The following is a 21,370-nucleotide window of genomic DNA, read 5'->3' as shown; positions in this document are numbered from 1 at the left end:
TTTTACTTACCTTATAATTTATAAAACACAATTTGTATATATTTCAAATAAGGCTAATAGGAATAAATCTTCCATTGTTTCTATGACTTCTCCATCGTATCCTCCCGGAGAACCGTATGATTTATCAATGTTTTTATTTTTATTCCCATAGATTGCTGAAAACTCTGCAATAACAGTAACCAACTGGCATGTTTCTATTCCTTCGCAACTTTCAAAATTATATTCTACCGACAACTGCTGAATTGGTGTAGCCTTTTTGTCATTACTATTAAACGCATTAGCCAAAACATCTGTAATATGATTTTGATACTCAAACTCTTGATGTGGAATTGGTTTAGCAGCATAGTATTCTAAGCTACGAGTAAAATACTTCCCTCCATCGTAAAAAACACTTTTATCATCAGGGAAGCGTTTATTTAGCACACTTTCTATTGCAACCAAACACTTTTCATAAATACTGTACTCACTGACTCGTAAATCCAAACCGCAATATTCCAAAATTCTATTTTGAACCTCTTTAGTACAACAGCAAAATTCTCTATACATCTCTCTGTTGTAATAAAACAAATCATTATACATCGTGGCTATTGCACATAATGGAATAAGCCCTCTATCCTTATAATATTTAGAGATGAATGAAACCGCTTGTGCTTTTACGCTTTCTTGATGACGCTGTTCATCTCGCTTGTCCTGCCTTTTTTCAAACCTCTCCATACGGTTGCTTTGTCTTATTTGCAGGACTGCAATAATAACCGTGACTATTAAGGCAACCACCGCACAAATAATACTTATCCAATCTGAAACACTTATCATATAGTTTTCCCTTCTACTGTAAACGATAATTTACCACATCAATCACTGATGGTAGCCTGACCGTTCATCAGCATAGGTATCAACCAATCACGCAATTTAATTAGCTCACTAGTTTCATTAGCGATTTGTTTTTTCATTTGATATATAGGTCGTACATATTCAGAAAAATTTTTAATTATATTAGCTGGAGGCAATATAATGTGGCTGTCCTGTAAATGTTCACTAGTTATATGCCCCATTGTTGTTTTTCTTGCTTCAGCTATCTTTATAAAATGTATAAGATATTCTGACAACTGCAAATATACATATTCTGAAGAAAAATAGCTTTTAGGAACGACTTTAAAGATGTGTTGATTCAATCCTGCATCAACCCCATACCACATTATTACCTCTAAAGATGCTGACCATGAAAATAAAATATCTCCTGAAGAAATAATATTTTTAGCAGGAATTGTTGATGATACACGCTCAGTGTCATTAGTAATGCCACCATTCATTTCACGTATTTTTACAACTGGCAATGAATGTTCTTCGTCAGATGGACGATATTTTTGACATGCAATTCCATTGATATAATCCGCTATATCATAAAGATTACCGGAACGCCAATCTTGAGGTATTTCTTGTTGGAGATTTTTGTTCCACACTAATTGTCCTCCTGATGAATGATATGGATTTCCATTTTCATCTGGAAAGTTAAATTGAATAAACCAATAATTGTAAAGTAGCTTAGCTTGCTGCTCTAAATTATCGTTTATCGCATTATTATTGGCAATTTTTTCATCAATAGACCATAACAAATTTGCAATTTTTTGTTGAGAAATCACATCGGGAATTTCAACCTCAACATCATAAATTTTTTCAGGCGATGTATGCTTTACCTTCGTACCTGATGAACTACGTTCTAACTGCTCTCTTACACTTTTGGTCATAAAAAGATAATATGCAAATAATTTGTTCAAACGTTTTTCATCACAAGTAATCAGTCCTATTCGCTGATTATGCAAGTATTTATTATTTTCAGGAACTAACGCTGTACTTCCTAAAAGTCCCTCTGCCTGTTGTGTCATGGCAACTATCAAATCGCCTTTATGACACAAATATTCCTTTGGATAAGTTCCTGTATAGTAACGTTCTTTCCCATTATTAGGCTTAAATCCACCTTTTTCAAAAAAGTTTCCCGGAGTCAAAATACTTTGTTCTCCATCTTCTGCAAAATACTCTCCCTTAAAAGCCCAACCATGCTTTACGGATAGTATTTCTCCAAGTTTCATTCTATTCATACTTTACCTTCTTTAACTGTTCCATAATTTCCGTTTTCAGTTTGTCGCCCTCTGCAAAATATTCCTGCAATTTCTCCGCATAAGCACTCATACGAGCATTAAACTCGTCCTGTGACAATTCAACATATTCGATTTTTACATCAAAATATTGTCCAGCCGCAAGTGAATACTTCTTTTCTTTGATTTCATCATAGGTAACAGCAACTGAAAAATCATCAACAGCTTCTTTATTAAGGAATGTATCAACAATTTTATCAATCTCAAAATCACGAAGTCTGCGTTTCTGATTATTACCGTCCTTATATTCTTCTCCCAGTTTTGAAGCATCTATCAGTACAACCTTATCTGTTTTTCTTGAATTATCAAAAAATAATACTGATACATTCGTGCCGGTATTAGCAAATACATTTGACGGCATACTAATACAGCCATAAACAATATGTTCATCTACAATATGTTGTAGTATCTTCTTTTCTACACCTGATTTTGCGGTTACAAATCCAGTAGGAACTACAATCGCACCTTTTCCGGTTGATTTCAATGAATTAAGAACGTGCTGAATGAACAACGTATAAATTGCCATACTCTCTTTCTTCTTGGCAGGTACTTTCGGAACTCCCGCCCAAAAACGAACAGGCATTGCTGCTATACGTTCTCTTGTATCTGAGAAATCCATCTTAAAAGGCGGATTTGAAACTACATAATCAAAAGTTCTTAATTCCTGTCCATTATCACTCTTATGATATGGAGCAATCAGCGTATCTCCTTGAATTGCGTGGTCAAGAGAAGATACCAAGCTGTTTAGGATAAGATTAAGTTTTAACATTTTATTACTTCGCTGTGAAATATCCTGAGCAAAAATCGTACACTTATCTTCTCCAATTTTGTGAGCAAGAGCCATCAAAAGTGTTCCTGTTCCGGCAGATGGGTCATAACACTCAATGCTATGTAAATCAGTTGCATTACCAACAAGCAATCTTGCCATAATCGTTGCAATAGCGTGAGGAGTATAATATTCTGCATACTTACCACCGCCTGCGGTATTGTAATCTTTTATCAGATATTCAAATATATCCGCAAAGAAATCATAGTGCTTTTCAAATGCTTCTTCAAAAGAGAAATTTACTAACTTGTCAACCAACGCACGGGCAAAAGGTGCTCTTGCCGTATCGTCCGTTACATACTGTGTCAGCTTTTCAAAAAGCGGTATTTTTGTATTCTGAGCAGTCTGAGTTGAAAATATATCAATATTCTTATCTGCTATATCTGTCATCGTGCTGTCAAAGATTAAATCAAAATCGCCTTTTGCCTGCTGATTCCATAAGTTGGCAATAAGATGTTCCGGGTTAAGTAATGGAATATCTGACGGTAAACTATCAAAAATATCCAAGCGGTCATCTTCTGACATTTCTGCATAAGCAAGTTCCCATTTTTCAGCATTTTTAAGAACCGGACTTACTTTTTTTACTTCATATCCGAATTTATCATTAAGGAACTTATAAAGGAAAACCTGTGTGATGATTTTATATTCGTTACCATCGTTTCCCATACCATAGGTCTGACAAGTTGCTTTTAAGGCATCTATCAACTCTATGGTTTTTTCTTTTATCGTCTTTGTTTCTTCCATTGTGTTCTCCTTTATGCAACTGAATAAGTCTGGTTATACTGATCAAGATACTGTTTTGTAATCCTGCTCTGTATAAATACTCTATCCTCACGAGCACTCGCTATTCCCAACTTATCAATGCCTGCTTTTATTTGTGTCATAACCGTTCTCTCAAAATATGCGTCTTTTTTCAATATATCGTTTCTGTCATACACTTTCTGGTCAATATCAGACTTAATAGAAAGCAAAACATTCATAATAGACATATCATACTCTGAAACAATCGGCTGTTTATTTGCTGCTTTTCGAGCAAGATTTTCTTCCCTGATTCTTTTATGAACCCTTGCGAATTTCGCATCTCCATTATATTTTCTCAGCAGAACCGTGTTTTTCTTCTGCAATTCATCAAGCTTTTTCAGAATATCTTCCAGTTCTTTTCCTTGCTCCTCAATCTCAAATACACTCTTAGGTTCAAAACCGTGTTGCCTGAAACGAAGCAAAAATGCTTCCTGCAAAGTAATAAACTCAGGGTCATCAGGGTCGATATTCTGTGTAAAAGCACGAACAGTCTTTTTATACTTTTCTGTTACCGCGTCTTTACCACCGACAATTTTCAATTCTTCTTCACTGATTTTGCTGAAATTAAATGTAATATCCTCCATTGCTTCATTGACAAGCAATTTCGTGGTATCATCACTTGCAAAAAGTTCTTTCTGATTTATGTTATCAATATGATGTTGCACCTCTGAAATCAATGAAGGCAACTTTGTTAATTCCATTTTTGCAAATGTTTCCTTCAATTCATCATCGCCAAAGGTTCTTACCAAATTACAACAGTCACGAGCAGCAATAAGAATTTTTTTAAGTTTAAGCAATTCCTGCTTATCCTCAATCGTAGATATTTCTGAACTAAATTCTTCTGCATTATCTGTGGTGTAGTTAAAAAGAACCTGCTGCACTTCCTGCATTTGTTTAATGAGTTCTGCCGGGTCTTCAATAACCTGTTTGAATGTATCTGTTTCATTTCCCGCACCAACTTCATTAGGGTCATTAAAACGGTTCAGCTCTTTGAGGTATGCTTCATTTGTTTCCTCAAAATTCCTTTTTATATTTGCAAAATCAATGACATAACCATAATGGTTTTCTTTATACGGTCTGTTGACTCTTGTAATTGCCTGCAACAAATTATGGTCTTTCAATTTTCGACCAAAATACAGGCGTTTCAATCTTGGTGCATCAAATCCGGTAAGAAGCATATTGAAAACGATAAGAATATCAACTGTCATATTATTTTTGAAGTCATCAATAATCTTATCTCTTGTATCTTTGTCATCACTATCGTGAAGTATAAGTCCAGCTCGCAAATGACTTTTCATAGAAGCGTCTTTATTAAGTTCTGCTTGAATTTCATCAAAATACGCAAACAGCTTCCTTGCCTGCTCACTTGTTTCACAAATGACCATACCGCCGAGCGTATTATCTCCCTGAATTTGTCTAAATCTCTTTAGGTCAGAAATAATATATCTAAGCAACTCTTTGACATAGTTATCGTGTTCAACAATCTGACTTTTCTTTACGTCTTTCTTTTCTACCAAGGTTTCAAGTTTTTCATAAATTTCAGAAAGTCGCTCCTTATACTGCGTTTCTATATCCTCACGGATAATTTTCAGCGTATATCCATCTAAAATTGATTTGTCATAATAGTATGTATGAATATAATTACCAAAAACTCTCCAAGATTCTCTTTCTTCTTTCAAAAGTGGTGTTCCTGTCAACGCAATCTTAATCGCATTTTTATCCGCATCAAGAAGATTAGCCAAGAATGAGCCTTCTGGTTTATATCCTCTATGTGCTTCATCAATAATAAACACTCTCTGCAAATTCGTTGCATACGCAGGAAGGTCAACTTTTGACCTATCTTCAGCAAAACGCTGTATATTTACTACTGTAATTTCAGGTTTTCCCGTATTTCCCTCTTGTGCTTGATTGTTACGGAACTGCTCCATAAGTTCAGCACGGGAACTTGCCGTTTTCACAACCAATCCACGAGCTTCAAATTCTTCTGAAGCCTGTTTCAGCAAATCAAGGCGGTCAACAATGAAATAAAACTTTGCAACTTTATTTTGTTTGCTGAAATAGTCAGAAAGAACATAAGTAAGATAATACGAAAGGGCTGTCTTTCCACTACCTTGAGTATGCCATATAACACCTGAATTAACACCTTCATCAATCTTACTTCTTACTGTTAAGGCAGCAAACATCTGTTGATAACGCATTATATGTTTCTGCTCAATAAACTCTATCTTGCCATTTATTTCTTTATGAAAACGAACATAGGCAATTCCATATTTTAATATAAATAACAATCTTTCAGGACTGCACATAGATGTCAGTACTCGATTGGTCGGTGTATAGGTATCTAAATTTGTTTGATATTCCGGAGAAGTATGAATAACCTGACAATTAAAGTCAGTCAATATCTTCTTTTCAACAATCGGGTCAATATCCTTATATGGGAAATCTGCATTATAAGGTGCAATATCCAAATTTGTAGGATTTTCTTCTCTGAAACAGTTGAACGGTGCAGACTGTTTTGCCGTCGTACAATAGAATGCCCCCTGAACCGGAACAATACCACCCATAGTGTCATATTCCATATTATTAGAGAAAATCATCAACTGTGTAATATTCAAAAATCTCCTAAATTTTTTATTAGGAAATCTCTTTTGGTTCATTCTCTTACTTTCTGCAACCATACCGCCGTGATTATTCGGCTTCTTTACTTCAACAAATACAAGTGGAAGTCCATTTACAAACAATGTAATATCAGGTCTAAATTCATCTTGGTCACGCTTACAAGTGAACTCGGCGGTAAAATGATATGTATTATTCTTTGGATTTTCAAAATCCACCAATCTAACAGGCGAAACAGACGATAAACGCTCGTAAAAACTGCGTCCTATATCATCATTATCTAATTCCTGCCTAATAGTTTTCAATGTCTGTTCCGCTTCTCCTGCGTGGGTAGGATTAAGCCGTGCGAACTGCTCCTTGAAAACGTTAATTAAGATATTGGTATCAGGGTCATATACTGTGCCTGCCATATCTTCAGTTATTTTCCCGAAATAGGTATAACCAAGGCGTGTCAAATGAACCATTGCTGGCATTTGAACACGGGTAGCTTCGTTAAACATATTTTTCTTACCACTTGCCGCCATCTTCAGACCTCCTCATATCATTCGTCTAATATGACTTCACATACATCGCCAATATCACAATGAAATACTTTGCAAATTCTCATAAGCACATCAAGGGATACTGTTTCATTCTTATTTAATTTTGTTGCAACAGACGATGAAATTTTCGCAGCACGCATTAAATCTTGTCTTTTCATTTGATTATCAATCATAAGTTTTTGAAGTTTATTGTAGCTTATTCTCATCTGTAACGCTCCTTCGTATTCTCCGTTCCTTTTGGTTACAGTTACTCATTTGACATTATACTATGAATAATCTATTTTTTCAAGATATAGGGGTTTATTCGCAACTCCTATCCGGCAAGGTGTCACTTTTTACAAACACCTAATGCGACTCTTTTAAAAAATAATAAAAAAGAGATGCCGAAGCACCTCAATTATACATTCTATTATTAACATTCATCGCAAGCGTTAAATTCTTTTCCGACCACTCCGAAACAAGCTCCGGGTGTACTTTTGCTAAACTGTTATTCATAGCCAAACCTCAACCTCCTTGTGCTTAGAGTATATGAAGTTTTGGCTTTATCTTGTAGTTTGCGAATATCCATATAAATAGAAAAAGCCCTTTGAGAAAAGGATTTCTCCTCTCTCAAAGGGCAAGTTGGCAAACTTGAATTTGTAAATATCATTTTACATTTTTATATGAAATCACAATATGACTTGGTGCAAATAATACTGATGCAATAATCAATAGCACTGACCTACTCATAATCCCACTAAATAAGAACAACATTGAAGGAATAATAGAAAGTGCTAATGCTCTGAAAACGCTGTTTTTCTTAAAACATATAATCCAAATAGCACAATAAAGCATTACCAATATGGTATCTACAATCAGATATAGTGCAAATGCTTCGTCAGACCACCACCCGAAACAAGTTCCCGGAATATTGATTATCATGAATCCGAAACAACCCAATCTCCCTACTTGTTCTGTGACCTCAACATATTTATTGTTCCACTTATTATCAAATCCATCTTTGCACTTAATCGCAAATACAACATTGGGTATCATAATGACTGCAATAAAAATCAGCCCAAAAACATTAAACCATTCCATATTATCTACCATCACAAACTGGAATTTTCCAATTTAACAAACTGGAATTTGATATGTGCTTTATAAATTTTTTCCGATCCACTCAAGTTCGTTCATGGAATCCTTATTTTTTTCAAGTTCATCTCTGGCTGTTGCGTAATATGATTTTTTGAAAAGCATATCCCATGAAAGATATTTTGCCATACAGTCAAACTGCTTATCAATCAGCTCATACTGGATACTGCCTACGGGAGAACCACCTACAACAATTGTGCCAACTTTTTTGTTTTTTAACTGCAATCCACGGCAGTAGCACTTATCAATGATAAGTTTCAATTGTGCTGACATTCCCCACCAATAAACTGGTGTAGCAAAAAGAATCATATCTGCGGCAGCAATTTTATCAATTGTAGAATTTGTATCATCCTTATCGACGCATCCCTTAGAGCATTGACAGACACCACATCCCTTGCATGGTGCAATGTTGAGTTTGTCGGGTTCAATGATTTCAATTTTATTCTTTTCTGACGCTCCTTTTATAAATGCATTGATTGCTGCCAGCGTATTTCCTTTTCTGGCACTTCCATTAATGATTACAATTTTCATGCGTGTATCCTCCAACTTCCGATTTGTATTTCTGTTTGTTTTAAAAATGGGCAACTCCGATTGGAATTGCCCACTCATTGTACTAATTATGCGATTTTTTCTTGCTTGCACCGATTTCTGCATCAAATGATGTAAGTTTGATGTAAATCGCTGTTTTTTAGTTTTTTATCAAATGAAGTACGTCCCGTCTATTCGGTAAAACGGTACATCTTTACATCATCTTAATAGAGCTTTGCACCTGCTGGAATATGGTCATCAACCATCAGAAGATGGAGCTTTTCTTCGCCTTCTTCTTCGTGGATAGCACTGAGGAGCATACCGCAAGAGTCAATGCCCATCATAGCTCTCGGTGGAAGATTTGTGATAGCGATAAGAGTTTTTCCAACCAGTTCTTCAGGCTCATAAAAGCTATGAATACCACTTAAAATAGTTCTGTCTGTGCCTGTTCCGTCATCAAGCGTAAACTGTAACAGTTTCTTTGACTTCGGTACTGCAACACACTCTTTAACCTTTACTGCACGGAAATCCGACTTGCTGAATGTGTCAAAATCAACTGCTTCCTCAAACAAAGGCTCAATCTTTACCTTAGAAAAATCAATCTTTTCAGGCTCAGCTTTCACTTCTGCAGCTGCCGGAGCTGCTTCGGAAGTCTTGGAAGCTTTCTTATCAGCGTCCAGGGACTTCATCGTCGGGAACAGAAGTACGTCACGAATTGCCTGGCTGTCTGTCAGGAGCATAACGAGACGGTCGATTCCGTATCCGATACCACCTGTTGGCGGCATACCGATCTCCAGTGCATTCAGGAAGTCTTCATCTGTGTGGTTGGCTTCCTCATCACCTGCGTCTGCAAGAGCATCCTGTGCTTTGAAACGCTCTCTCTGATCGATCGGGTCGTTGAGCTCGGAATATGCATTACACATTTCCCATGTATTGATAAAGAGCTCGAAACGCTCTACCTTGTTCGGATCGGAAGGTTTCTTCTTGGTCAGCGGAGAGATCTCGATCGGATGATCCATGATAAATGTCGGCTGGATCAGCTCTTTCTCACAGTACTCCTCGAAGAAGAGGTTGATGATATCACCCTTCTTATGGCGATCCTCATACTCGATATGATGCTCGTCAGCAAGCTTCTTGGCTGCCTCATCATCTGCTACTTCGTCAAAGTCGATTCCTGCATATTTCTTGATGGCATCGTTCATGGTCAGACGTGCGAAAGGCTTTCCAAGATCGATCTCGATACCATTGTAGGAAATCTTTGTGGAACCGCAGACCTTCTCTGCAAGGTAACGGAACATGGACTCTGTCAGCTCCATCATTCCCTCATAATCAGTATATGCCTGATAAAGCTCCATCAGAGTGAACTCCGGATTGTGACGGGTATCAACACCCTCGTTACGGAATACACGGCCGATCTCGTAAACTCTCTCAAGTCCGCCTACGATCAGTCTCTTAAGATAAAGCTCCAGGGAAATACGAAGCTTAACGTCTTCGTTCAGTGCGTTATAATGTGTCTCGAATGGTCTTGCAGCTGCACCGCCTGCGTTGGAAACCAGCATTGGTGTCTCAACTTCCATGAAGTCACGTCCTGCAAGGAAGTTACGGATCTCCTTAAGGATCTGGGAACGTTTGATGAATACATTCTTGCTGTCCTGGTTCATGATAAGATCCACATATCTCTGACGATAACGGGTATCTGTATCTGTCAGTCCGTGGAATTTCTCAGGAAGGATCTGTAAGCTCTTGGAAAGAAGAGTCATCTTCTCTGCATGAATGGAGATCTCACCTGTTCTTGTTCTGAAAGCAAATCCCTCCAGACCAAAAATATCGCCGATATCAGATTTCTTGAAATCTGCATAGGAATCGGTTCCAATGGCATCTCTTGCCACATAAACCTGAATGTTACCCTGTAAATCCTGGATATTGCAGAAAGAAGCTTTTCCCATTACACGCTTGAACATCATACGTCCTGCGATTGATACATGGATCGGGCTTGCGTCCATGATGCTTCTTCTTTCTTCATAATCCTTCTTCTGAGCCTCTTTTGCCTGCTCTTCATCAAGACCTGTTACATCAAGTTCCTTGCGATCTTTGAGAAGCTCTGCCTCATGTGCTTCATAGAGATTCTTTACCTCAAGGGAATGATGTGTCTGATCAAATTTTGTGATCTGAAACGGGTCCCTGCCATTTGCCTGAAGGTCTGCCAGTTTGTCACGACGTACCTTAAGCAGCTGGTTTACATCCTGCTTCTTCTGCTCTGCCACTTGTTGGCCTCCTTAATCTATCTGTCGTTCAAGCGGATCTGTGCGATCCGCTCCGTTGTCTGCTTTATACGTTTCTCTGGATCTCAAGAACCTTGTATTTCATGATTCCGGACGGCATCTCAACCTCAACGATATCGTTGGTGTGTGCACCGATCAGTGCTTTACCTACCGGAGACTCATTGGAGATCTTTCCCTCAAGGCTGTTAGCCTCTGTGGAACCTACGATCTTCAGCTCCATATCTTCCTCAAATTCATAATCATGAACCTTAACCTTGCAGCCTACGCTGATTCTGTCAAGATCGACTTCGTCCTCTACTACAACCTCAGCGTTCTTGAGGATCTTCTCGATCTCCTCGATACGTGCCTCGATATCTCTCTGCTCATCCTTTGCTGCATCGTACTCTGCGTTCTCAGAAAGGTCTCCCTGCTCTCTGGCCTCTTTGATCTTTCCTGCTACTTCTTTTCTCTTAACAACTTTCAGATCGTGCAGCTCGTCTTCCAGTTTTCTAAGTCCTGCGTATGTGAGTAAGTTCTTCTTTGCTTCTTCCATTTTGCCTTACTTCCTTTCAAAACCGTGCTGTTTTTTCTGAAAAAAATACAGCTTCGGATATTTCTGTTGCTACCATTCCCAAGAGCTCTTTTTTCTAAAAAAGGGCGTAAAAATCTCAGGATATTCACAATTCCTGTATTATACCGAAAAGCCCCAGTATTGTCAAGCATTCCACGTCGAAAAAGGGTCCCTGAAATATGCAAAAAAAGCCGCGCGAAATCTCAGATTTCAACACGGCTTTTCTGTATTATCCTGCCCGGTCTGATTCCTTATCTCTTCTCCGGAAAAAGATCTTTATAACGATTAGTCACCATCTGTGTCTGATACTCAAAATCCTGTTTATGCTGATTGACCAGTGTAGAAAGGATGATCCCGGAAAACCAGCAGATGATAGCTGTCAGGATCACAAACCCGCTGACGATCAGTGTCGGGATCTTTTCCACTGTCCCAACCTCCAGAAAATGTACCAGCACCGGAATAAAGAATACCATTCCCACCACAAACAGCACTGCTGCGATAAGGGAGAAGAACTCCAGCGGCTTGTAATTCTTGAACATTTTCACAATAGTCTTCAGGACCTTAAATCCATCTGCATAAGTATTCAGCTTGGACTCACTTCCCTCCGGCCTGTCACGATATTCAATGACTACATTCTCAACCTGCATGTTCTTATCGATGGCGTGGATCGTCATCTCTGTCTCGATCTCAAAATTCCTGGAAAGTACCGGGAATGTTTTTACAAAGCGGTAACTCATGGCACGGTAACCTGTCATGATATCCTTGATGTTGCTTTTGAAAAGACGGTTAATGGAACCTCTTACGATGCTGTTTCCAAAGTTGTGAAAAGGTCTCTTGTTCTCTGTAAAATATGTAGAAGAAAGGCGGTCACCAACTACCATGTCTGTGCCTTTCTCCAGAACCTTGCTGCACATTTCAGCTGCAAACTCTGCCGGATAAGTATCGTCGCCATCTACCATAAGATAACACTGCGCATCGATATCCCGAAACATACTGCGGATCACGTTTCCTTTTCCCTGCTGATACTCATAACGGACAACTGCCCCTTCTTTTCTGGCGATCTCGTCTGTTCCATCTGTAGAGTTATTATCATATACGTAGATCACAGCTTCCGGAAGTGCTTTTTTCATATCGCGGATAACCTTTGCTACCGTCTTGCTTTCGTTGTAGCAAGGAATTAAAACTGCTATTTTATCTGCCATTATTTTTCTCCTGTAAAACAAAAAAACTTTCTGCGGATTCCCGCTAACTGACTGTAGCACGCGCCCCGTTCCTTGTCAATAGAACGTTTCGTTTTCTCCGACATACTTTTCTCTTTTATCGCTCCAGTACCATGTCTGTAAGCTTTTTCAATTCTTCATAGCTTGAAATATTATTAGATTCTCTCCGGATTCCCGCACTGTGCCGCATACCGGCTGTATACCAGGCTACATGCTTCCGCATTTCACGGATCCCGATATACTCACCCTTGATCGCGATCTGATCTTCGGCATGGCGCAGGATCATCTCGCAGACTTCCTCTGCGGTTGGCCTGGAAAGCTTTTCCCCGGTGCGGAAATAGTGGTTCAGTTCCCGGAAGATCCACGGGTTCCCACGTACTGCACGGCCGATCATCACCGCATCGCAGCCAGTCTCTTTAAACATGGCTTCTGCAGTTTCCGGTGAAACGATATCTCCGTTTCCTATCACCGGAATAGTCACCGCTTCCTTCACCCTGCGGATAGCATCCCAGTCCGCCTGACCGGAATAATACTGCTGTCTGGTCCTTCCATGAACTGCGATGGCTGCTGCACCGGCATCCTCCACCCGTTTTGCGATCTCCACCACATCCACCGGCGTATTTTCATCAAAGCCAATGCGGACCTTCACCGTTACCGGCTTGGAAACTGCTCCGGAAACACTGCGGACGATCTCTTCGATCAGCTGAGGATCCTTCAGAAGAGCTGAGCCCTCGCCATTATTTACCACCTTGGGAACCGGACATCCCATATTGATATCGAGAATGTCAAAGGGACGCTCCTCAATGCTTTTTGCCACCTCTGCCATAAGGTCCGGCTCGCTGCCGAAAAGCTGCATGGATACCGGATGCTCCCCGGGATCGATTTCCATCAGCGCCTCTGTATTCTTATTATGAAAAGAGATCGCCTTGGCACTGACCATTTCCATACAGATCAGGCCTGCACCCTGCTCCTTGCAAAGTCTTCGAAATGCCAGATCCGTAACCCCTGCCATCGGTGCAAGCACAAAGGGGTTCGGTATCTCCACATTTCCGATCTTCCACTGCATCTTCATGGATCATTCCTCAACGGCATCTGCTTTTTTCTGCAGTTCCTCATCCGGGATATCTCCCAGGAAAAATACCTTGTAATACATTTCCAGAGATTCCAGAAGCTCTCTTTTGTCCCGCTGGAGTTCCTTGATCTTCAGTGCACTTCCGATCTCGTCAAAACGGGCATCTGCCTCCAGGGCCTCAGTCTTAAACTGCAGACTGCCGTCCTCATCAAATTCCAGTGTCAGGATCCCGCCTACATCCTCTGTGAAAAGCACACACATGATCTGCAGCTCCTGCTTTACCGTCTCAGGAAGAGACGCAAAATCCTGGTTAAAATAATATTTCTGCTCATAAGAGCTTGCTCCGCAGAGCACAATGTTATCCTGATACATAAAATCTCCTTTATTTATAACTTGACACTCCCCACAGCTAAAGCAGGGAGATTCTTGTTTTTTCCACTACTGCAATAAAACATCAACGGAAAATCGCTGCCGGAAATTTTATCCGATCTGTGCTGCATGTTTTACACATAGCTGTATAAACCACGTACAGAAACCTCTCCGGAATTTACTTCCTCGACTGTACCGTCTGCACGCTCTACCAGAAGCTCTCCGCAGGCATTGATCCCTCTTGCGATCCCCTCATATGGATCATTCTGATCCAATACACGTACCGGCTGGTTCAGATTGGCCAGCATTTTCTCATAATCCGGTTTCAGGCCGCTGAGATCCTCTGTCTGTACAAATCTCTCATAATTTTCCTCAAAATGCTTCATCACAAGTCCGACTACCTGTGCCCGGTCAAAGGGATGTCCGCTTTCCAGATACAGAGAGGTAGCCTTATCTGCCATTTCTTCCGGGAAGCTTTCCATATTTACGTTAATCCCGACTCCGATAACTGCACAGCCGATCTTATCCTGCTTCATGGTCATTTCGGTTAAGATACCGCAGACCTTTTTGCGGGAAACAACTACATCGTTAGGCCATTTGATCCCTACCTCAAGACCGAGTTCTGCTACTGCCTGTGCAACTGAAAGTCCCATAACAAGTGTCAGCATCGGCGCCTTCTGCGGAGAAAATTCCGGGCAGATAAGGATACTCATAGTAATGGCACTGTCCGGCGGCGCACTCCATCGTCTTGTAAAACGTCCGCGTCCTGCGGACTGATATTCTGCCACAAACAGCTCTCCGTGTCCTGCGCCTTCTTCCCTCCAGGCACGTTTTCCCCAGAGGTTGGTGGAATCTGTTTCTCTTGCAAAATGGACGGTTTTGCCCGCCCATTTTGTATGTGTTGCCTGTGAAATTATTTCTTCATTAAATAAATCTGACATTATTTCTCCGGCTCTCCTAATGTTGCAACGATCACAGCCTTAATGGTGTGCATACGGTTCTCAGCTTCGTCGAATACCTTGGACTGCGGAGACTCGAATACCTCGTCTGTAACCTCCATATCTGTAAGGTTGAAACGCTCGCCCATCTCTTTTCCGATCTTTGTCTTAAGATCATGGAATGCCGGCAGACAGTGAAGGAAGATCGCCTTTTCACCGGCATTCTCCATTACATGTCTGGTAACCTTGTATGGTGTCAGGTCGTGGATACGCTCTGTCCATACTTCGTCAGGCTCGCCCATGGATACCCATACATCTGTGTAGATGATGTCCGCATCTTTTGTTCCTGCCTCCACATCCTCTGTGAGAGTGATGGTGGAACCTGCCTCTTCTGCCCACTGCTGACACTGTGCTACAAGCTCATCATTCGGGAAATATTTCTTGTTGGTGCAGGCTACGAAATCAAGACCAAGCTTGGAGCATACAACCATCAGGGAGTTACCCATGTTGTAACGGGCATCGCCCATGTATACAAGCTTCAGGCCTTTCAGTTTGCCGAAATGCTCACGTACTGTCAGCATATCTGCAAGCATCTGTGTCGGATGATACTCGTTTGTCAGACCATTCCATACCGGTACACCTGCATGCTTCGCAAGCTCCTCAACAATATCCTGACCGAAGCCACGGTACTCGATTCCCTCATACATTCTTCCGAGAACTCTTGCAGTATCTGCGATGCTCTCCTTCTTTCCGATCTGGGAGCCTGTGGGATCCAGATAGGTAGAACCCATTCCCAGATCATGAGCTGCCACTTCGAAGGAACAGCGTGTTCTTGTGCTTGTTTTTTCAAAGATCAGGGCAATATTCTTACCTCTGTAATACTCATGAAGCTCTCCTGCTTTTTTCTTTGCCTTCAGATCTGCTGCAAGGTCGATCATGTAAGTGATCTCTTCCGGTGTAAAGTCTTTCAGTGTCAGGAAATTTCTTCCTTTAAGATTCATAATATGTCCTCCTCATGGCTGCAGATTTATTTCTGCTCTGCCGGTTTATCTGTCATGATTTCCTTCAGGGATGTTGCCAGCCCTGCGATGCCCTGTATCTCGGACGGAATGATGATCTTCGTTGCCTTACCGTCAGCAACCTTTGTAAGAGCCTCCAGGCTCTTCAGAGTAAGAACAGATTCATCTGCTCCTGCTTCCTTGATCATACGAAGTCCTTCTGCAGTTGCCTGCTGTACTTTAAGGACTGCCTGTGCCTGTCCTTCAGCCTCTTTGATCATACGCTCCTTCTGAGCCTCCGCATGAAGGATCGCCGCCTGCTTCTCAGCCTCAGCATCCAGGATAGCGGACTGTTTTTTACCCTCAGCAACAAGGATGGTGGAACGTTTCTCTCCTTCTGCTTTCAGAATGGCTTCTCGTCTCTCACGCTCAGCCTTCATCTGTTTCTCCATGGCATCCTGGATGGCTGCCGGAGGAATGATGTTCTTAAGCTCCACACGGTTAACCTTGATTCCCCATGGATCTGTAGCCACATCAAGGGAAGCACGCATCTTGGTATTGATAACCTCTCGGGATGTCAGTGTCTCATCCAGCTCCATATCACCGATGATGTTACGAAGTGTTGTAGCAGAAAGATTCTCGATCGCCATGATCGGATTCTCAACGCCATATGCGTAAAGCTTCGGATCTGTGATCTGGAAAAATACAACCGTATCGATCTGCATGGTTACATTATCTTTGGTAATTACCGGCTGCGGTGGAAAATCCACAACCTGTTCTTTCAGGTTTACTCTTCTTGCAACACGCTCAATGAACGGAACCTTGAAATGGATTCCTGTACTCCAGGTAGCCTTGTAAGCGCCAAGACGTTCCAGTACCACTGCATAGGCCTGCGGTACAATGCGGATACAGGATGCAAGTACCCACAGCACAAGAACGATGACTACAAGCAAAACAACAACTCCACCCATAATTTAGCCCTCCTTGCTAATTTCTTTTACGATCAGCTTCACTCCGCGGATCTCTTCGATCTCAACCACTGCACCTGTTGGAATTTCTTCCCCGTCATCTGCGGTCCGTGCAGTCCACTCGATGTCATTGATCCTCACCTGCCCGGTCTGGGCCAGGTTGTTGACCGGCTGTATCACTACGGCTCTTTTTCCCAGAAGGCTCTCTGCATTGGTCTTTTCCACGCCCTTGTTCATGTAGCGGACCGCCAGAGGTCTGGTAAAGATCAGAAGCACCACGGAAACTCCGAAAAATAAAAGGAGCTGTACAACAATTCCCCCACCAAGCCACGAGGCAATGCACGCCACAAGAGCACCGCCTGCAAACCAGACAGTGGTAAGTCCTACCGTGATTGCTTCAATTACCAGTAAAATTGCCAGTATTCCAAGCCAGGCCAAAGGTGTCATAAAACCCCTCCTCTCTTATTCTCTTCTCTGTCTTGCAGCTTCGTACATCAGGATTCCTGATGCCATGGCAGCATTCAGTGATTCTACTTTTCCGCACATGGGAATGCGGATCAGACAGTCTGCTGCCTCCGCTGCCTGATCGGTCAGGCCCTTTCCCTCGTTTCCGATGAAAAAAGCGGTGCCGCCCTTATAGGATTCCTGATCATAGGAATTCTCACCCTTCAGATGAGCTGCAAAACTGCGGATTCCCTTTTCTTTCAGCTTCTTTTCTAATGATACCACATCTTCCACATATAGAAAAGGCATTCTGTAAATGGAGCCCATAGTAGAACGGATCACCTTGGGATTTGTGATATCCACGCAGGTTTTTGTGAGGAAAACTCCGCTTACGCCGGCGCCCTCACCGGTCCTGAGAATGGTTCCCGCATTTCCCGGATCCTGAAGATCCTCCAGAACCATGACCAGAGGATTTTTTCCCGCCAGTACCTCTTCCTCGCTCCAGGAAGGCAGCTTCAGAACTGTCAGGATCCCCTGGGGAGTCTTGGTATCACACATCTGACGAAATACGGAATCCTTCACGATCTCACAGGGATATTTTTCTGCCTGAGACATCAGCTCTCCATCCCGGGAAACGGTCTCGGAGACAAACACCTGGGAAACCCAGCTTTCCGGTGCTTCCAGAAACATTTTCCGGCCCTCTGCCACAAAAAGTCCCTGCTCTCTTCTGGCTTTTGCCTTCTGGTTCAGCTGCATGACATTTTTTATTTTTGCATTTGATACACTGGTTATCATACTTTTATTTCTCTCCTTCCGGCAATCCGTATTCGGTTAACGTAATTCCTCACGACTTGCATTCAGATCCTTGTTTTTTCCGATGGCGATTATGGAACAGTTGTCCGGAAGCGGTTCGGAAGGATCCAGATCTACCGTGACATTTTCACCCTGCTTGATGCCAATGATATTAATGTGAAAACGCTCCCGTACATTCAGATCTACCAGATTTTTTCCACTCCAGGATACCGGCATGGAAAACTCCGCCATACTGAACTCCGCTGAAAGCTCAAACACATCCAAATACCCGCCGGACATAAGATTTCTGGCAACTCGCAGTCCCATGGACTGTTCCGGATAAATGATCTTATCTGCACCAATTTTGTCAAGTATACGTCCATGAAGAGAATTCATACTTTTTGCAACTACAAAGGGCACTCCCAGATCCTTGGCCTGCATGGTCGCGGAAATACTGGCTTCCAGATTTTCGGCAACCGCGATAATGGCTACATCCACATTCTGAACTCCCAGAGCCTTCAGGATTCCCGGTTCACGGACATCTGCTTTTACCGCATAGGTTACTTTTTCGGAAATCTCTTCGATATTTTCTTCTTTGTCATCAATGGCAAGGACATCGCAGTCTGACTCTGCCAGCGTCACCGCCAGAGTCATTCCAAACTGTCCAAGCCCGATCACGGCAAAAGATTTATTTTTCATTCTATTCTCCTGTTTAACCAATCATGATATCTTCTTCACCGAGATGCGTTGTGCTTCCCGGCCTGTTGCGTACACGCATCACAACTGCTGTTCCAAGTGTCAGCGGTCCGATACGTCCCAGATACATGGTAAGGATCACGATCCACTTGCCTGCCACATTCAGCTGAGGTGTCAGTCCTCTGGAAAGTCCTACTGTAGCCCCCGCAGAAGTGATCTCATATAAGACATCTGCCAGATCCACTCCCGGCATTACTGCGGACAAAAGCACCGTCATGGTAAAAAGGATCAGCACACTGGTTCCTGCAACAACCATGGCAGAACGGAGATAGCTCTCACGAATCCTGCGGCCGTATACCTCTACATCCTTTTTTCCCTGAAGATATGCTGCAATGGAAAGGATCAGAACCGCAATGGTAGTAGTCTTCACACCACCGGCAGTGCCCATGGGTGATCCTCCGATAAACATCCACAGCAGGGAAATGATCACGGTAGGTGTGGACAAAAGTGACTGATCCATGGTATAAAATCCCGCCGTACGTGTTGTCACTGACTGGAAAAAGGATGCCATGAGCTTTGTTCCCAGTGGTGCCCCCTTCAGCGTGGAAGGGTTTCCGGATTCAAAGATAAATACCAGAAATGCTCCTGAAAATACCAGGATCCCGGTCATCGTAAGGACCAGCTTGCTCTGAAGCCGCAGTACACGAAAAACTCTGGATGGGGAGAGCTCTTTTCTCAGAACCTTGCGGAATTTATCCCACAGATCCCACCAGACGATAAATCCAAGACCTGACACAATGATCAGGCCAATCGTAGTGATATTGACCAGCGGATTGCTCACATATACCGAAAGGCTTGTTTCCCCGAAAAGATCGATCCCAGCGTTGCAGAATGCAGATACCGCCAGAAATATGGCATGCACCAGACCTTTTTTTATTCCAAATTCCGGTACAAAGCAAAACGCATACAGGACCGCACCGATTCCTTCTGCAAGAAACACGCATTTCACCACACTGCGGACTACAACCACGACTCCACCCATTTCATCCAGGTTATAGGATTCCTTGATGATCCGCCGGTTTTTCAGGGAAATTTTCCTCCGGAGGCTGATGAATATCATATTCGCCAGTGCGATCAGTCCGATCCCGCCGATCTGTATCAGGCACAGGATAACCGCTTTTCCAATGGGGCTCCACTGGACTGCCATAACAACTGTGGAAAGTCCTGTCACACATACGCTGGTCGCCGCTGTAAAAACAGCATCCGGGAAGGTAACAGCCTGCCCGGGTGCACTGCAGAACGGCATCCACAAAATAAGTCCACCTACAAAAATCACCCCCGCAAAGCCGAGGGCAATTATTTGTGACGTATTCAGTTTATGCAATCCGTCTGAAACTTTTTTTAAGTTCATAAATATCTTTATTTTCTGTAATTATGAGAAAGAGAATTGCAGACCTCCCACATGTAGGAATCTACATTCTTCTGCATTGCAAGAGCCTCATTGATGTCGAAATCAACAAACTCACCATGACGGTATCCAACCACACGGCTGCGTTTTCCGGCAACAAGAAGATCTACTGCAAGAGCACCCATCATGGACGCATATACACGGTCCTTACATGTAGGGCTTCCACCACGCTGCATGTGACCAAGGATCGTTGCACGTGTCTCGATACCTGTTGCAGCCTCGATACGCTTCGCCATAGCCTCTGAATGGCCGATACCCTCAGCATTTACGATGATATGGTGTTTCTTGCCTTTCTTACGGCTCTCTACGATATTGTCAATAAGCTTCTGCTCATCGTAATCATATTTCTCCGGGATCAGGATATCCTCAGCACCGTTTGCGATACCGCACCATACTGCAAGGTATCCGGCGTTACGTCCCATAACCTCGATGATACTGCATCTCTCATGGGATGTGGATGTATCACGTACCTTGTCAATAGCTTCCATAGCTGTATTTACAGCAGTATCGAAACCGATGGTGTACTCGGTACATGCGATATCAAGGTCAATAGTTCCCGGCAGGCCAATGGTATTGATTCCAAGGTTCGCAAGCTTCTGAGCACCTGCGAAGGATCCGTCTCCACCGATAACAACAAGGCCGTCGATTCCATGCTTTCTGCAGATCTCTGCAGCCTGCTGCTGTCCTTCCTCTGTTCTCATCTCTGCACATCTGGCAGTATAAAGAATTGTTCCGCCTCGCTCAATCGTATCGGAAACGTCCTTTGCTGTCATATCTCTGATCTCTTCATTTAAGAGACCGCTGTATCCTTTATAGATTCCCTTTACGTTCAGTCCGCTGCTTAATCCTCTTCTGACAACAGCACGGATTGCAGCATTCATTCCAGGTGCGTCACCGCCACTGGTCAAAACGCCGATCGTTTTGATTTTGTTCTCTGCCATATTGTTATCCTCCATCTTATGAAACAACCTAT

Annotated in this window: 20 protein-coding genes; all 20 read right to left on the bottom strand. The window is 42.3% G+C overall.

Features of this window, described 5'->3' with window-relative positions; translation table 11 throughout:
* Positions 1-18: 18 nt before the first annotated feature.
* The 20 genes from AB5026_RS07510 to pfkA all read right to left on the bottom strand — a co-directional run bounded on the left by AB5026_RS07510 (position 19) and on the right by pfkA (position 21,338).
* On the bottom strand, positions 19-813 hold the full coding sequence (locus tag AB5026_RS07510; protein ID WP_015526683.1) for a hypothetical protein: 795 nt from the start codon (positions 811-813) through the stop codon (positions 19-21).
* 38 nt (positions 814-851) lie between these two features.
* Positions 852-2,096 carry a restriction endonuclease subunit S gene (locus tag AB5026_RS07505; RefSeq protein ID WP_110103170.1) on the bottom strand — a complete coding sequence of 415 codons (1,245 nt, stop codon included), beginning with the start codon at positions 2,094-2,096 and terminating at the stop codon, positions 852-854.
* Positions 2,089-3,723: a class I SAM-dependent DNA methyltransferase gene (locus AB5026_RS07500; protein WP_015526685.1), complete on the bottom strand. Its 1,635-nt coding sequence runs from the start codon at positions 3,721-3,723 to the stop codon at positions 2,089-2,091. Before AB5026_RS07500 ends, AB5026_RS07505 begins: the two co-directional genes overlap by 8 nt.
* A gap of 11 nt (positions 3,724-3,734) precedes the next feature.
* Positions 3,735-6,920: a type I restriction endonuclease subunit R gene (locus AB5026_RS07495; protein ID WP_368213062.1), complete on the bottom strand. Its 3,186-nt coding sequence runs from the start codon at positions 6,918-6,920 to the stop codon at positions 3,735-3,737.
* Positions 6,921-6,937: 17 nt separating this feature from the next.
* Complete coding sequence (locus AB5026_RS07490; protein WP_368213060.1) at positions 6,938-7,144, bottom strand: helix-turn-helix domain-containing protein; 207 nt, start codon at positions 7,142-7,144, stop codon at positions 6,938-6,940.
* A gap of 439 nt (positions 7,145-7,583) precedes the next feature.
* A complete protein-coding gene (locus AB5026_RS07485) occupies positions 7,584-8,030 on the bottom strand; it encodes a hypothetical protein (RefSeq protein WP_368213069.1) in 447 nt (148 codons plus the stop codon).
* Positions 8,031-8,078: 48 nt separating this feature from the next.
* On the bottom strand, positions 8,079-8,603 hold the full coding sequence (locus AB5026_RS07480; RefSeq protein ID WP_055176454.1) for a flavodoxin family protein: 525 nt from the start codon (positions 8,601-8,603) through the stop codon (positions 8,079-8,081).
* A 221-nt stretch (positions 8,604-8,824) separates the two neighbouring features.
* A complete protein-coding gene (lysS, locus tag AB5026_RS07475; RefSeq protein ID WP_118609127.1) occupies positions 8,825-10,864 on the bottom strand; it encodes a lysine--tRNA ligase in 2,040 nt (679 codons plus the stop codon).
* 64 nt (positions 10,865-10,928) lie between these two features.
* Entirely contained in the window at positions 10,929-11,414 is a 486-nt protein-coding gene (gene greA, locus AB5026_RS07470) for a transcription elongation factor GreA (RefSeq protein ID WP_015526720.1), read from the bottom strand.
* Positions 11,415-11,683: 269 nt separating this feature from the next.
* Positions 11,684-12,634 (bottom strand): glycosyltransferase family 2 protein, encoded by a 951-nt coding sequence (locus AB5026_RS07465; protein ID WP_118753300.1) that lies wholly within the window; start codon positions 12,632-12,634, stop codon positions 11,684-11,686.
* A gap of 115 nt (positions 12,635-12,749) precedes the next feature.
* The gene (gene dusB / locus AB5026_RS07460) at positions 12,750-13,718 is read right to left on the bottom strand and encodes a tRNA dihydrouridine synthase DusB (protein WP_059086948.1); all 969 of its coding nucleotides are present in this window, start codon (positions 13,716-13,718) and stop codon (positions 12,750-12,752) included.
* Positions 13,719-13,727: 9 nt separating this feature from the next.
* Positions 13,728-14,096 (bottom strand): DUF6145 family protein, encoded by a 369-nt coding sequence (locus tag AB5026_RS07455; RefSeq protein WP_015526724.1) that lies wholly within the window; start codon positions 14,094-14,096, stop codon positions 13,728-13,730.
* 131 nt (positions 14,097-14,227) lie between these two features.
* A complete protein-coding gene (locus AB5026_RS07450; RefSeq protein WP_368213059.1) occupies positions 14,228-15,034 on the bottom strand; it encodes a biotin--[acetyl-CoA-carboxylase] ligase in 807 nt (268 codons plus the stop codon).
* Positions 15,034-16,032 (bottom strand): ornithine carbamoyltransferase, encoded by a 999-nt coding sequence (gene argF / locus AB5026_RS07445; RefSeq protein ID WP_015526726.1) that lies wholly within the window; start codon positions 16,030-16,032, stop codon positions 15,034-15,036. Before argF ends, AB5026_RS07450 begins: the two co-directional genes overlap by 1 nt.
* Before the next feature lie 26 nt (positions 16,033-16,058).
* Positions 16,059-17,000 (bottom strand): SPFH domain-containing protein, encoded by a 942-nt coding sequence (locus tag AB5026_RS07440; protein WP_015526727.1) that lies wholly within the window; start codon positions 16,998-17,000, stop codon positions 16,059-16,061.
* 3 nt (positions 17,001-17,003) lie between these two features.
* Positions 17,004-17,444, bottom strand: a complete 441-nt coding sequence (locus tag AB5026_RS07435; RefSeq protein ID WP_021652591.1) for an NfeD family protein — start codon at positions 17,442-17,444, stop codon at positions 17,004-17,006.
* A 15-nt stretch (positions 17,445-17,459) separates the two neighbouring features.
* Positions 17,460-18,236: an RNA methyltransferase gene (locus AB5026_RS07430; RefSeq protein WP_015526729.1), complete on the bottom strand. Its 777-nt coding sequence runs from the start codon at positions 18,234-18,236 to the stop codon at positions 17,460-17,462.
* A gap of 36 nt (positions 18,237-18,272) precedes the next feature.
* Positions 18,273-18,932, bottom strand: a complete 660-nt coding sequence (locus tag AB5026_RS07425; RefSeq protein WP_015526730.1) for a TrkA family potassium uptake protein — start codon at positions 18,930-18,932, stop codon at positions 18,273-18,275.
* Between the two features lie 13 nt (positions 18,933-18,945).
* Positions 18,946-20,340 carry a TrkH family potassium uptake protein gene (locus AB5026_RS07420; RefSeq protein ID WP_243239116.1) on the bottom strand — a complete coding sequence of 465 codons (1,395 nt, stop codon included), beginning with the start codon at positions 20,338-20,340 and terminating at the stop codon, positions 18,946-18,948.
* An 8-nt stretch (positions 20,341-20,348) separates the two neighbouring features.
* Positions 20,349-21,338, bottom strand: coding sequence for a 6-phosphofructokinase (gene pfkA, locus AB5026_RS07415; RefSeq protein WP_059086454.1), 990 nt, complete (start codon positions 21,336-21,338; stop codon positions 20,349-20,351).
* Positions 21,339-21,370: the final 32 nt, after the last annotated feature.

It is taken from the genome of Blautia sp. RTP21359st1_E11_RTP21359_211015, from assembly GCF_040910705.1.
GTDB lineage: Bacteria > Bacillota > Clostridia > Lachnospirales > Lachnospiraceae > Blautia_A > Blautia_A fusiformis.
Note: the sequence above shows the minus strand (reverse complement) of the source record. Positions and strands in the feature narration are given on the sequence as shown.